Genomic DNA, 14,313 nt, shown 5'->3' with positions numbered 1-14,313 from the left:
GAGTGGTTCAGTAATGAGCACCAACCGGAGATTCGTGATCGTCGGCGGCGGGCTCGCGGGCGCAAAGATCGCAGAAGCCCTGCGTGACAGAGATTTCGACGGTGAGATCACCGTATTGAGCGAAGAAGACCACCTTCCGTACGAGCGGCCGCCGCTGTCGAAAGAGTTCTTCGCAGGCAAGAAGACACTCCCCGAATTCACCGTCCACGACGGCGAGTGGTTCCGCGACCATCACATCGATCTTCGTCCGGGAACGACGGCAACGGCCATCGACCCCGCTGCGCACACCGTGTCACTTCCGGACGGTTCCACGATCAGCTACGACAAGCTCGCCTTGGCCACCGGCTCACGTTCGCGGCGCCTCGACATCCCGGGGTCCGACGCCGAGGGCGTTCACTACGTGCGAACAGTCGATCAAGCCGCTGCGCTACTGCGCACCCTGGCCGCCGACAAGAAGCTCGTCGTGATCGGTGCCGGCTGGATCGGTCTCGAAATTGCCGCGTCGGCTCGCGGTTTCGACGTCGACGTCACCGTGCTCGAGCATGCCGGCCTTCCGCTCGAATCGACCCTCGGCCCGGAAATGGGTGAGGTCTTCGCCGCTCTGCACCGCCAGAACGGCGTCGACTTGCGCACTGGCACGGACGTCAGCGCAATCTCTGTCGACGGCGATCACGCCGCCGGCGTCACTTTGAGCGACGGCACCGTGATTCCGGCCGACGCCGTGTTGATTGCTGTCGGCGCGTTGCCGAACACCGAGTTGGCGTCGGAGGCGGGTATCGACGTCGACAACGGAGTTCTCGTCGACGCCGGTCTGCAGAGCAGCGACCCCGACGTCGTTGCAGTAGGCGACATCGCGGCCGCACAGCATCCGATTCTGAATGCACGAATTCGGGTGGAGCACTGGGCAAACGCACTCAACCAACCCGAGACGGCCGCAGACACCATGTTGGGTCGGCCCGCCGAGTACGTGCGCATGCCGTATTTCTTCACCGATCAGTACGACCTCGGGATGGAATACGTGGGTCACGCACCGCACGGCGGCTACTCCCGTGTCGTCACGCGCGGCGACGTCGACAAGCGCGAGTTCCTGGCCTTCTGGCTCGATTCCGCGAACAAGGTGCTCGCCGGCATGAACGTGAACATCTGGGATGCCGGTGACGCCATCAAGGAATTGGTCGCCTCTTCGCGTCCTGTCGATCCGGAGCGGCTGGCCGATCCGGAGATTCCGCTGGCAGAAGTGTCCGCTTGAGTAAAGCCGTTCTCTTCGTGATGGGATGGACGTAATAGATCCGCACCATCTACGAGGAGATCTTTGTGGTCGCACCGAACCTGACACGCGAAACCGCAGCGCAACGGTCAGCAATCCTGACCGTCGAGAACTATCTGATCGAACTCGATCTCACCGACGGCAACGACGCACCGGGCGAGGAGACGTTCTCTTCGAAGACCACCGTCACGTTCACGGCTACGGCCGGAGCAAGCAGCTTCGTCGACATCGTCGCGGCCCGAGTCCATTCCGCGGTCCTCAACGGCACCGCACTCGACGTCTCCGACTACGACGAGTCGACGGGCATCAGCCTTCCCGACCTCGCTGCCGACAACGAGTTGGTCATCGAGGCCGATTGCATCTACTCCCACACCGGCGAGGGACTGCACCGATTCGTCGACCCGACCGATGACGCCGTCTACCTCTACTCACAGTTCGAGACGGCTGACGCCAAGCGCATGTTCGCGTGCTTCGATCAGCCCGATCTGAAGGCCACGTTCGACATCCACGTCACCGCTCCCACGTCGTGGAAGGTCATCTCCAACTCCGCGGTCGTCGAGACCCTTGCCGCCGATCCCGGCAAGCACGTTTTCCGGACCACCCCGAAGATGAGCACGTACCTGGTGGCGCTCATCGCCGGTCCCTACGCGCAGTGGACCGACAACTACTCCGACGAGCACGGCGACATCCCGCTCGGAATCTTCTGCCGCGCTTCGCTGGCCGAGTTCATGGACGAGGAGCGGCTCTTCACCGAGACCAAGCAGGGATTCGACTTCTACCACCGCAACTTCGGTGTTCCCTATGCCTTCGGCAAGTACGACCAGCTCTTCGTCCCCGAATTCAATGCGGGCGCGATGGAGAATGCCGGCGCCGTGACCTTCCTCGAGGACTACGTCTTCCGGTCCAAGGTGACCCGCTACTCCTACGAGCGTCGTGCCGAAACGGTGCTGCACGAAATGGCGCACATGTGGTTCGGCGACCTCGTCACGATGGCGTGGTGGGACGACCTGTGGCTCAACGAGTCGTTCGCGACCTTCGCTTCGGTCCTGTGCCAGACCGAGGCCACGGAGTACACGAACGCCTGGACGACGTTCGCCAACGTCGAGAAGTCGTGGGCATACCGCCAGGATCAGTTGCCGTCGACGCACCCGATTGCCGCGGACATTCCGGACCTGGCTGCCGTCGAGGTCAACTTCGACGGCATCACCTACGCGAAGGGCGCCAGCGTCCTCAAACAGTTGGTCGCATACGTCGGACTCGAGCCGTTCCTCGCCGGACTGCGTGAGTACTTCCGTGAGCATGCATTCGGAAACGCAACATTCGACGATCTGCTGGGCTCACTCGAAAAGTCCTCGGGCCGTGACCTTTCCGACTGGGGTCGACAGTGGCTCAAGACCACCGGTTTGAACATCCTGCGCCCCGACTTCGATGTCGACGCAGACGGAAAGTTCACCCGCTTCGCCGTCCTGCAGGACGGTGCGGCACCAGGCGCCGGCGAGCGGCGAATCCACCGGATCGCCATCGGCATCTACGACGACGTCGACGGCAAGTTGGTGCGAAGCCATCGCGTCGAACTCGACCTCGATGCTGTGGAAAGCACGGACGTCCCCGAACTTGTCGGCGTCGCCCGCGGTGCACTCGTGTTGGTCAACGACGACGATCTCACCTACGGCTCCGTGCGACTCGATCCCAAATCTTTGGCGACGGCGATCGAGCGGGTCGGCGACATCACCGACTCACTCCCCCGCACCCTGGTCTGGTCGGCGGCGTGGGAAATGACCCGTCAGGCCGAACTGAAGGCACGCGACTTCGTCGCACTGGTCGAGCGCGGCATCAGTTCGGAGACCGAAGTCGGTGTGGTGCAACGTCTCTTGCTCCAAGCCCAAACCGCCATCGGCTCCTACGCAGATCCGGCCTGGGCCGAGGCCGAAGGCGCGGCGAGCTTCGCCAATCGGTTGCTCGAACTCGCACGTGAGGCAGAGGCCGGGTCCGACCACCAGCTGGCATTCGTCAACGCACTCACCGGTGCAGCACTCTCCCCGTGGCACACCGAGGTACTGCGCGAATTGCTCGACGCCGATCCCTCCACCGTTGGGCTCGACGGCCTGATCGTCGACACGGACCTGCGCTGGCGCATCGTCGGGGCACTGGCAGCTGCCGGTGAGATCGACGCTGAAGGAACCGCAACTCCGTTCATCGACGCCGAAGCCCAGCGTGACCCGACCGCTGCGGGCGCTCGTCAAGCCGCGGCGGCCGCGGCCGGACGTCCGCAGGCCGCTGTCAAGGAAGAGGTCTGGGGGAAGGTCGTCGGCGACGACTCGGTGCCCAACATCACCGCACGATCGATCATCGGCGGGTTCGCTCGCGAAGGCCAGGACGAATTGCTCGAACCCTTCGTCTCCCGCTACTTCGCCGACATCGCGGCGGTGTGGGAACGACGCTCGAGCGAAGTGGCACAGACCGTCGTCATCGGGCTCTACCCGGCGTGGTCGATCTCCGCAGAATCCGTCGCGGCGGCAGACCGATTCCTCGAAGGCGACATCCCTCCCGCGTTACGTCGTCTGGTCGTCGAAGGCCAGGCTGGTGTGGTTCGTTCACTCGCAGCACGAAAGTTCGACGCGAGCTGACATGCGAAAGGCCGGTGCCCGCGTCGATTCTCACGAATCGACGCGGGCACCGGCCTGTGTCTGACAAACAGTTACGGCGCTGAAATTGCGGCTGCCATAACGCGGATGGCACTGATCAGTCCGTCGATCAGGTTGCCTTCACTGAAGGATGCAACAGCTGCCGTTGCTCCGAGCTGGGTAACGCGATCAGTGACCCGATCGGCGATTGCCCGCCCGCTGCGTACCTCGACGGTGCGCTGGTTGGGCGAGACGGCGATCAGCACGGAACGCTCGGCTTCGGGCGTGGTCGGGAACAGTGCGTCGGCACCCGCTGCCGGATCAGAACCGAGATCACCGATGTAGGCGTTGAATCGCACCTTGGTGGCCCGCGTCGCTTCGGTCATCGCGACGTCGAGCGCGACCAGATCCATGGTCTCGAACGGAAGATCGTCGGTGAACGGCTCGCCGATGCGGTGCACACCGGAAACGCGTCCGCTGGACGTGACGACGCTGCCGACGGGCAGGTCCTCGGGCGCTACTGCGAGCGCGGTCGAATGATCACCACTTGCCACTTGCGGACCCTCCGATCAGATCAGCCGAACCGGCTTCGATTGCGTGTGCACTGCCGTGATGGCCACCGCGAACGGTGACTTCGTCGACAGCACTCCACAGCACGGGAGCGTGATCCCACGACTCACCGAGATGGAACGCCGGCGGAACCGGTCCCGGCGTCTTCTTCCCGAGGAAGGACGCAGCCGCGAAGAACGCGGTGATCAAGGCCGGAATCCCAACGTATATCAGTACTACCTCGAGAATGCTCACACCAGATAACGTAGCCCAGAACGCCAGGAAGGAAAGCGTCAGGGCCACAAATTCTCGGGCAATTTCGTTTCCGTGACGACAGAACGCCGCTCAGGCTGCGCCCACGCCGACACATAGCTCAGGCTGCGCCCACGCCGAGATACGGCATCCACGCCGGATGCAATTCCTTGGTCGCCGCGAGCAGACGCCAATGCGGACCGGACGGGGGAACCAATTCCGCACGGAGAGTCCATCCGAGTTCGCTGAGCATCTTGTCGGCCTTGCGGTGATTGCAGGGGGCACAGCACGCGACGCAGTTCTCCCACGAATGCCCGCCACCTCTGCTGCGAGGAACGACGTGGTCGATGGTTTCGGCTTTGGCTCCGCAGTACGCACATCGGAAGTGGTCACGATGCATCAGTGCGGCACGGGTCATGGGGATGCGGGCGCGATACGGAACGCGCACATAGGTGCGCAATCGAATGACCGAGGGAACCTGCACCGACCAGTCCGCAGAATGGACTACCGGGCCCTGTTCGTCCTCGTGGACGGTATCGGCCTTGCCGCAGGCCATCAGTACGACCGCGCGCCTGGCAGGAAGGGCGGTCAGCGGTTCGTACGTGACGTTGAGCAGTAGCACCCGACGTTTTACCCACTCGGGCACAACGCGATCGGGAGGGAACATCTCGAGGTGAGAATGCTCTTCGGAAAAGAGTGGGTCAGCAGTGTGCGCGAACCCGTCAGGAACAACTTCCAGAACAGCCCCTAACGCGTGGTCGTTCCGCGCGCTAGTGGGCTGGAGTTGTCGGTGATTGCGTGCAGCATGTCGGTTCTTCATACGACCTCCGGGAGACTGCCCCCAAGTTGACCACGGATGATCGCGTTACGCACTCCCATTTCGAACAAAATTGCCAGGACGGCCGGTGAATTTCCGGTGAATGGGTACGCATTCCGACCCGATGCAACCGTCGTCGACCCGGAAACCGACCACTACGGCCGTCAGGCACAATGGAACTTGCCATGAATGACGTACAGCACGACGTGCAGCAGACCTTCTACGACGCCGTCGGCGGAGCCGAGACGTTTCACAAGCTCACCGCGCGATTCTACGAAGAAGTCGCGAAGGACGAGGTTGTGCGCCCGCTCTACCCCGAGGCCGATCTCGGTCCGGCCGAGCGGCGGATGCGGATGTTCCTCGAGCAGTACTGGGGCGGGCCGCACACGTACTCGGAGGAGCGTGGGCACCCGCGTCTGCGGATGCGCCACAATCCTTTCGTGATCGGCCCGATCGAGCGTGATGCGTGGCTTCGGTGCATGCACGTCGCCATCGCGTCCATCGACGAGAAGACCCTGAGCCCGGTGCACCGCAAGCAGTTGATCGACTACATGGAGATGGCTGCTGCGTCCATGGTGAACTCCGCCATCTGACCGTTTACTTCGCCTTCGGCCTGAACACACGCGCGATCCGGCGGGCCGCTCGTACCCCGAACGACACCGTGGGATGTAGCGGAGAACTCAAGATTGCGTGCTTGCGCACGTACTCTTCGACCTCCCACTCCGACCAGCTGCCCGCCCGGAAGAGTGCGGCATCGCCGACGCCCAGGGTTCGTTTCGCGATTCCGTCGCCCTGAACGGTGACCGACCCTTCGATGATGTGCACGATTTCGTCCGCATGGAAGTACCAGCGGAAGCGCCCCTTCGTGCAATCCCAGACGTGCGTAGTCGTGGTCCCGTCTTTACTCGCCGACCATTGCGCCGACCGTGCAACCGGTGTGCCGAAGATTATCCAGTCACGGTTGATCGGATCATCGTCGAGCAGTACGTGATCCAAACTGACCGCTTCGATTGCCGACAAAGTCAAGGCCAAGCCCCCTTGGTTGAATTCTCGATACTTCTCCCCCGGCAGTAACACCAAAGTTGCCACATGGAGTCACCGCGTAAATGCAAAGTACACCAAGGCTAGGTAAAGAGTCACGCTTTTGCCGTGTCCAAGTCGTGAGAGTGCCAGACGTTTGGCACTATGAACTGCTGTGAGCACCCCCGCGGATTCGTCCTCTGTAAGCCGGCCCGAAGCCCCGTGGTGGAACGAGGCGGTCTTCTATCAGATCTATCCGCGTTCCTTTGCCGATTCGGGCAGTGACGGTATCGGCGACCTCGGCGGAGTCGAGGAGAAACTCGGCTACCTCGAACTGCTCGGCATCGACGCGATCTGGTTGAGCCCGGTGATGAAGTCACCAATGGCAGACCACGGCTACGACGTCTCGGATCCTCGCGACATCGATCCCCTGTTCGGTGATCTGGCGACGATGGATTCGCTGATCACGTCAGCCCACGAGCGCGGAATCAAGGTCACCATGGACCTGGTCCCGAACCACACGAGTGATCAGCACGAGTGGTTCAAGGCAGCCCTGGCGTCGGCGCCCGGTTCTGCGGAGCGATCCCGCTACATCTTCCGAGACGGCAAAGGTGAAAACGGCAACGAACCGCCGAACAACTGGCCGAGCATCTTCGGCGGCCCGGCATGGACCCGCGTCACCGAAGCCGACGGAACACCCGGCCAGTGGTACCTGCACATCTTCGCCAAGGAACAGCCGGACCTGAACTGGGACAACCCCGAGGTCTTCGACGACCTCGCCAAGACTCTGCGCTTCTGGCTCGAGCGCGGAATCGACGGATTCCGCATCGACGTGGCCCACGGAATGGCCAAGCCCGACGGTTTGCCGGACCACGACTGGGAGCTCAACGAGCTCATGCGCAATTCCGACGACGACCCGCGGTTCAACAATCCGGCAGTTCACGAAATCCACCGCGGCATCCGCAAGGTCATGGACGAGTTCCCGGAGGCGATGACCGTCGGCGAGATCTGGGTGAAGGACAACCAGAAGTTCGGCGAATACATCCGGCCAGACGAACTGCATCTCGGATTCAACTTCCGGCTTGCAGAAACCGAATTCTCCGCCGAGTCCGTCCGAGAGGCCGTGGAGAACTCCCTCGCGGCCGTCGCCGAGGTCGGGGGTGTGCCCACGTGGACACTGTCGAATCACGACGTCGAACGTGAAGTCACGCGCTACGGCGGGGGCGAGATCGGAACGCAACGCGCACGGGCGATGATCCTCGTCGAGTTGGCGCTTCCGGGCGCGAGCTTCATCTACAACGGAGCCGAACTCGGCCTGCCGAACGTCGACCTGCCCGACGATGCACTACAGGACCCGGTCTGGGAACGATCCGGGCATGCCGAGAGAGGACGCGACGGCTGTCGAGTGCCCCTTCCCTGGGAAGGAACCGAGCCGCCTTTCGGATTCACCACCGGTGCGAGCACCTGGCTGCCGATGCCGGCCGAGTGGTCGACGCTCACCGTGGAGGCTCAGATCGAGGATGTGGACTCGATGCTCTCGCTGTATCGCGCCGCCCTCGAACTTCGTAGCGCCAGGCCGGAGTTTTCCGGCACCGACATCGATTGGTACGGCAGTCCCCCCGGCTGCCTCGCTTTCCGTCGACGCGGCGGTCTGATCTGTGCTCTCAACACCACGGAGGTGCCGATCGCACTGCCGAGCGGGCAGCTGCTGTTGAGCAGCGCACCACTCGTCGACGGTCAGTTGCCCGTCAACGCTGCGGCGTGGCTGATCTGACCGAACACTCTCGCACGTCGTCAGGCGGCGGCCCCATCGCGCTGGTGGTGGCCGTCGCCTGAACTCCTACCGCGCAACCATCAGCGGTATCGAACCACCGCGGTGACGGTAGATCGAACCAAACCGTGCATCGAGGCGCACCCACGATCTACTCGCCCGCACCCGAACCAGTTCCGACGCGTCGATCTGTTCGAGATCGATGTCCGCAGTCATCGCTTCGGATCCGGCGTGCGGAACGAATCCCATTGCGGTCAGGGCAAAAATAACTCGCATCGAGATCCCGACCGTGCCTGACGGACCACTGACCTCGAGCACGTCCTGATCGAGCAACGACGCCGGCGGACCGTGACTACTTCCATGCTCGAGCGCCAAGGCGTTGCCCCGCTGCGCCAGTTCGATCAACACCCGGGCGGGTACGTCGTCCAGGTGCTCGAAGCCGTCCATCGGCGGCAACGCCCCACGCCACGCCGAATCCATGGCGAACCCCGGATCGATCAGCTCACTTGTTGCCTGCTCCACCGCCGAGAGCAACTGATCGCCGGCAGCCGACGTGTCGTCAGGGTTGATGGTGCCCGCCACGGTTCGCGTCGCCAGAGCGTCGAAACCCGTTGACGCCCAGACGCTCAGGTGCGCATCGCCGCGTCGACGCATTCGGATGACCGCGGACTCGTCCAAACGCAAGGCGTGACCGATGAAGCCGGCCAAGTTCTTTCGCTCGGCCTCCTCGGGCACGGTCAGGACACGTTCATGCACGTTGCCAGCTCTCCAGGTACTCCCGCTCGGGCCCGCTGAGGCGGCGCAGACGTTGAGTGTCGATATCGAAGGCCGCGATCTGAGTCGATGCCACGATGGACGGCGGGACGCTGAGATCGGCGCCGCGGGGGCGAACCTCGTACGCGATGGTGAAGTCCACCGCGCGAACCTTTTCCACCCACATGAAGACATCGAGCGGTGAATCTTCGTGCCGCAGTTGCCCGCGGTACCGCACATGGAGATCGGCAATCACAGCCCCGTCACGCAGGGTGACCGTCGGGCGCGAGTCTTCGAACAACCAAGGAATCCTCGCCTCTTCGAGCAACGTCACCATCCGTGCGTGGTTGATGTGCTGGAAGGCATCCATGTCGGACCACCGAACCACAACTTCGGCGTGGAATCCTTCGCTCAACGTCCTACCTCCGATCGGGTGCCCATGCTGCGCACCATGCTACGAACCTGCCGCGCCGCCACCGAGAGCGTCGCGAGGTCAAGCGTCCCAGACTCGAAGATCTCGACGAGAGCTGCCCTCGCCCGACTCAGCCGCGAGGCGTTGGTCGATTCCCATTCGTCGATCTTCTCCTGCGGCGACTCCCCCGGCTCGCCGCCGGCCAGAACCTCCATCGTCAACTGCCGCAGCGAACTGTAGAGGTCGTCTCGCAACGCGAGCCGAGCAAGCGAGTGCCAGCGATCGCCGCGCTCGAGTCCCGAGACCGCGCTCAGCAGCCAGTCGATTCCCAGATGCGCGTCCAAGGCGTAGTACAGCTCCGCGACTTCGGTGATGTCGTGATCTGCGATGTCGGCGATATCCGCGATGTCGAGCAGGCAGTAGACGTCGAGCAGTCGGAACACGTCCAGCGCCAACGCTTCCGGAGCCCCGCGATCGATCACGGATTGAGCGCGCACGAGCAGATCGTCGAGCTGGTGGCCGGCGAGCAGCCCCGGAACCAGCGGCGCCGTCGCCCGATACGCTGCCGAGTAGCGCGCAACTTCGGCGCCGACCGCGATCGGCTGGGGCCGATTGGCCAGGAACCACCGCGACGCGCGGTCGAGCAAGCGGCATGACTCCACGATCAGCTCGTTTTCGATCTCTGCACTGACGCCGGCCGAGCGGATTCGCGACCACACCTCGTCGAGCGCAAAGACCTCTCGCACAGCGGCGTACGCGCGGATCGAGTCCGTACTGCTCGCTCCGGTCTCCTCGGCCAGGCGGTAGGCGTACGTGATTCCGCCGTTGTCGATCACTTCGTTCACGAGCATCGTCGCGACGATCTGCCGCCGCAATGGGTGTGCTTTGATCTCCGTTTCGAACCGATCGCGAACAGCGGTCGGGAAGTACTGCGGGATCTGCTGGGCGAAGAAATCGTTGTCCGGCAACTCGGTTGCGAGCAGATCGTCCTTGAGTGAAAGCTTGACGTGCGCCGTCAGCGTCGCCAATTCCGGCGACGTCAGACCCACACCGGCCTCGAGTCGACGCTCGATCTCCTTGTCGGTCGGCAACGCCTCGAGCTTGCGGTCAAGGCCACGTGCCTTGGTCAGATCCGTCAACTGACGGCGGTGAACACCGAGCATCTGCGGCGCCGTCACGCGGGAGATTCCGAGCAGCGCGTTCTGGGCGATGTTGTCCGCCAACACCAACGCCGCCACGTCGTCGGTCATCGACGCCAGCAACGGATTCCGTTCTTGCGTCGGCAGTAACTGCGAACGCACGAGCGAATCGAGAAGGATCTTGATGTTCACTTCGTGATCGGAGCAGTCGACCCCGGCCGAGTTGTCGATGGCGTCGGTGTTGATGTGACCGCCGTTGGCGCTGAACTCGATTCGTCCCAGAGCAGTCACGCCGAGGTTGCCGCCCTCACCGATCACCTTGACCCGCAGGTCTTGACCGTCGACTCGCACAGCGTCGTTGCTCTTGTCTCCGACCTGCGCGTTCGTCTCGGTCGAAGCCTTGACGTATGTACCGATTCCGCCGTTCCACAGCAGATCCACCGGTGCCGACAGAATCGCCTGCATCAATTCCGGCGGCGAGAGCTTCGTGACCCCCTCGGCCAGACCCAGTGCGATCCTGACGCTTTCGGCGATCGGAACCGACTTGACCGTGCGGTCCCAGACGCCGCCACCTTCACTGATCAGGCTCTTGTCGTAGTCGGCCCACGACGACCGTGGCAACTCGAAAAGTCGTTGACGTTCGACGAACGAGCTCGCTGCATCCGGGTTCGGATCGAGGAAGATGTGTCGATGGTCGAACGCGCCCACCAGACGGATGTGCCGACTGAGGAGCATTCCGTTGCCGAACACGTCTCCGCTCATGTCGCCGACGCCTACCGTCGTGAAATCCTGCGTCTGCGTGTCGACCCCGAGTTCGCGGAAGTGCCGCTTGACGCTTTCCCAGGCGCCGCGAGCGGTGATTCCCATGCCCTTGTGGTCGTATCCCACGGAGCCACCGGAGGCAAACGCGTCGCCGAGCCAGAAGTCGTACTTGGCGGCAACCGAATTCGCGAGATCCGAGAACGTCGCCGTGCCCTTGTCCGCGGCGACCACCAGGTAGCGATCCTGATCGTCCTTGCGCACCACTCGATCCGGCGTCACAACTTCGCCGGTGGCCGCGTGCACGTTGTCGGTGATGTCGAGCAATCCGGAGATGAACGTGGTGTAGCAGGCCTTGCCCGTTTCCAGCGTCGCCGTTCGATCAGCGGCCGGATCACCCGTCGGCAGAGGCGGATTCTTCACGACGAAGCCGCCCTTGGCGCCGACCGGGACGATCACCGCGTTCTTGACGGCCTGAGCCTTCACCAAGCCGAGCACCTCGGTGCGGAAATCCTCGCGCCGGTCGGACCAGCGGAGTCCGCCGCGCGCGACTGCGCCGAATCGCAGGTGGACGCCTTCGACCTCGGGTGAGTACACGTAGATCTCGAAAGCCGGCCGCGGCTTGGGCAACTCGCTGATCCGTGAGGGATCGAGCTTGACCGACAGGTAGTCGCGAGAGCGGCCATCGGCGTCGACGACGTAGAAATTGGTACGCAAGGTCGCCTTCACCAAGGAGAACATTCCACGCAGAATGCGATCGGCATCCAAGCTGAGTACCTCGTCGATGGACGCACGCAACTGCTCGTCCAATTCGGCGACGCGAATGTCGTCCTGTTTCTCGGGGTCGAACATCGCCTCGAACAACTGCACCAATGCAAACGCGGTCTGCGGGTGCGTTAGCGCGATTCCTTCGATGTGGAACTGACTGTACGGAAATGTGGCCTGGCGCAAATACTTTGCGTAAGCACGCAACACCACGGCTTGCCGCCAGGACATTCCGGCCCGCAGCACCAACTCGTTGAATCGGTCAGCTTCTGCCCGGCCGAACCAGACTGCACCGAATGCAGCCGTGAATCGCTTCTGGACCTCGGTCAGCGGGGCGGTACTGGTCTCGAGTGGCACCTGCGCATCGAGGTCGATCTCGACCGACGCCCGAAGGTCCGCCGGTACCGACAATCCGAAATCGTAGATCCAGCACTGAACGCCGTCGAGTCGCTGCACGACGTGCGGCCGCTCGTCGAGAACTTCGACGCCGAGTGACTGCAGCACGGGGAGCACCTGACTCAACGAGATGCCGTCGCCGCCGACGAAGAGCGTGAAGCGCCAGGCACCGGGCGCGGAGTCCACAGCGCGATAGAGCAGTACGTCGATCGCGCCTGGCGCCAACGCCTCGAGCCTGGCGATGTCGGCCAGCGCGCGTGACGGCTCGAAGTCCTCCTTGTATCCATCGGGAAGTACCCGCGAATACCGTTGCACCAGTTCCGGATCCACACCCGGAATGTCGCGAACAAGGTCGTTGATGCGGTCGTCCCAGCTACGACTGACTTCGGTCAGCAGGGCCTGAACTCGCTCGCGGTTGGCCTCGGAGACATCCAGATGAACCGGCTCACTGTCCGGATCGCGCCGGATCGTCACGTGCAACAGCGCAAGATCGTTCTCGGTAACCCGGGCGGTGTAATCAACTGTGCCTGGGCCGAATTCGCGCCACAACAGGTTTTGCATCGCCAGTCGCACCCGCGTCGTGTACCGGTCGCGAGGCAGATACACCAAGCAGGATACGAACCGTCCGAACGTGTCCTCGCGGACGAAGAGTCGCACCTGTCGACGCAGCCCGATGCTGTGCACGGCGTGGACGGTCTCGAACAAGGTCTCGGCATCGCTCGAGAACAACTCGGTGCGCGGGAAGGACTGGATGACCTCGAGCATCGCCTGCCCGGAGTACGAATGCAGGTCGACACCGGCACGCGCGATGACTTCGCGGACGCGTCGCTCGATCAGAGGAATCGCGAGGACGTTCTCGTGGAGTGCGACCACGGTGAACACACCCAGGAATCTGTGCTCCCCCACGATGTTTCCCTCGTCGTCGAGGATCGAGACACCCACGAAGTACGGGTAGACAGCGCGGTGCACCGTGGCGGGGAACGATCCCTGCGTCAGGACCAGAAGCGGTCGATCCGGGAGATCTGCAACTGGAGGCAAACTCATCGGGCCTTCGGTGACCGCGTCGGAGCGCAGCACGCCGAGCCCGCTGCCGGCGACCGTGCGCGAGCCGTCCTTCGTGCCCTCGAATCGCCGGTATCCGAGTACGGCGTAGTTTCCGTCCGCCATCCACCGGAGCAGCCGAGCGGTATCGGAGAATTCTTCGGGGGTGATCCTCCCGGAGGCAGTTTCTGCAGCACTCTCCAACTCGTCGGCAACGCGCAGTTGCAGTGCCTTCATGTCCGGGGTGTCACCAACCACCTGGCGGACGTCCGCGAGCACTTTGCCGAGGTGGGCTTCGATCGCGTCGAGATCGGAATCCTCGACTTCGGAGTCCAACTGGACGTGCATCCAGGATTCTTGGATACCGCTGTCGCCCAAGGAAATCAGATTGCCCGCGTTGTCACGTTCAACCGTCAGGATCGGATGGGCGAATTGACTGATTCCCACGCCTTGTCGGTTGAGCATCGCGGTAACGGACTCGACGAGCAACGACATGTCGTCGGTGACGATCTGGACGGCAGCGCCGAGACCCTCGGATCCTGACGGGCGGTACACACGCCATACGGCCGTGCCTGGCGTCCGCTGCCTCCCGAGCGCGAGATGCGCGAGCAGGACTCGATCCGATCGACCGTTGATGACATCGTCGCTGTCACCCTCGTCGATGTGCGTGAAAAAGGCCTCGCGAAGACGCGTCAACAACGTCGCTTCGTCGAGGCCTGTGCCCTGCTGCCGTACACGGTCTGTCATT

Annotated in this window: 11 protein-coding genes; 4 read left to right on the top strand and 7 right to left on the bottom strand. The window is 63.2% G+C overall.

Translation table 11 applies throughout. The features are described from left to right. Positions 1-13 precede the first annotated feature (13 nt). On the top strand, positions 14-1,249 hold the full coding sequence (locus H351_RS13915; RefSeq protein WP_020908238.1) for an NAD(P)/FAD-dependent oxidoreductase: 1,236 nt from the start codon (positions 14-16) through the stop codon (positions 1,247-1,249). 65 nt (positions 1,250-1,314) lie between these two features. Continuing rightward, positions 1,315-3,894 (top strand): aminopeptidase N, encoded by a 2,580-nt coding sequence (pepN, locus tag H351_RS13910; protein ID WP_029255680.1) that lies wholly within the window; start codon positions 1,315-1,317, stop codon positions 3,892-3,894. A gap of 71 nt (positions 3,895-3,965) precedes the next feature. On the opposite strand, the gene H351_RS13905 is transcribed toward pepN, so the two are convergent. The 3 genes from H351_RS13905 to H351_RS13895 all read right to left on the bottom strand — a co-directional run bounded on the left by H351_RS13905 (position 3,966) and on the right by H351_RS13895 (position 5,512). Then, a complete protein-coding gene (locus H351_RS13905; RefSeq protein WP_019749092.1) occupies positions 3,966-4,445 on the bottom strand; it encodes a DUF5130 domain-containing protein in 480 nt (159 codons plus the stop codon). Beyond that, a complete protein-coding gene (ctaJ, locus tag H351_RS13900; RefSeq protein WP_007730943.1) occupies positions 4,432-4,695 on the bottom strand; it encodes an aa3-type cytochrome oxidase subunit CtaJ in 264 nt (87 codons plus the stop codon). Before ctaJ ends, H351_RS13905 begins: the two co-directional genes overlap by 14 nt. 118 nt (positions 4,696-4,813) lie before the next feature. Next, positions 4,814-5,512 carry an HNH endonuclease gene (locus tag H351_RS13895; protein WP_020908239.1) on the bottom strand — a complete coding sequence of 233 codons (699 nt, stop codon included), beginning with the start codon at positions 5,510-5,512 and terminating at the stop codon, positions 4,814-4,816. Between the two features lie 182 nt (positions 5,513-5,694). Between H351_RS13895 and H351_RS13890 the strand changes: the two genes are divergently transcribed. Then, on the top strand, positions 5,695-6,102 hold the full coding sequence (locus H351_RS13890) for a globin (protein WP_003944464.1): 408 nt from the start codon (positions 5,695-5,697) through the stop codon (positions 6,100-6,102). Between the two features lie 4 nt (positions 6,103-6,106). Here H351_RS13890 and H351_RS13885 read toward each other — a convergent pair whose 3' ends face one another. Next, a complete protein-coding gene (locus tag H351_RS13885) occupies positions 6,107-6,598 on the bottom strand; it encodes a cupin domain-containing protein (RefSeq protein WP_019749095.1) in 492 nt (163 codons plus the stop codon). Between the two features lie 106 nt (positions 6,599-6,704). On the opposite strand from H351_RS13885, the gene H351_RS13880 reads away from it, so the two are divergent. Then, positions 6,705-8,303 (top strand): glycoside hydrolase family 13 protein, encoded by a 1,599-nt coding sequence (locus H351_RS13880; RefSeq protein ID WP_029255681.1) that lies wholly within the window; start codon positions 6,705-6,707, stop codon positions 8,301-8,303. A 66-nt stretch (positions 8,304-8,369) separates the two neighbouring features. Here H351_RS13880 and H351_RS13875 read toward each other — a convergent pair whose 3' ends face one another. Genes H351_RS13875 through H351_RS13865 form a run of 3 tightly spaced genes read right to left on the bottom strand, consistent with a single transcriptional unit; the run spans position 8,370 to position 14,312 of the window. After that, the gene (locus H351_RS13875; protein ID WP_020970006.1) at positions 8,370-9,056 is read right to left on the bottom strand and encodes a DUF8010 domain-containing protein; all 687 of its coding nucleotides are present in this window, start codon (positions 9,054-9,056) and stop codon (positions 8,370-8,372) included. Beyond that, positions 9,049-9,468: an acyl-CoA thioesterase gene (locus H351_RS13870; RefSeq protein ID WP_029255682.1), complete on the bottom strand. Its 420-nt coding sequence runs from the start codon at positions 9,466-9,468 to the stop codon at positions 9,049-9,051. Before H351_RS13870 ends, H351_RS13875 begins: the two co-directional genes overlap by 8 nt. Continuing rightward, a complete protein-coding gene (locus H351_RS13865) occupies positions 9,465-14,312 on the bottom strand; it encodes an NAD-glutamate dehydrogenase (protein WP_019749098.1) in 4,848 nt (1,615 codons plus the stop codon). Before H351_RS13865 ends, H351_RS13870 begins: the two co-directional genes overlap by 4 nt. Position 14,313: the final 1 nt, after the last annotated feature.

The sequence above is a fragment of the Rhodococcus erythropolis R138 genome (assembly GCF_000696675.2).
In the GTDB taxonomy this organism is placed as follows: Bacteria; Actinomycetota; Actinomycetes; order Mycobacteriales; family Mycobacteriaceae; genus Rhodococcus_F; species Rhodococcus_F erythropolis.
This window is presented reverse-complemented; position numbering and strand designations above follow the sequence as displayed.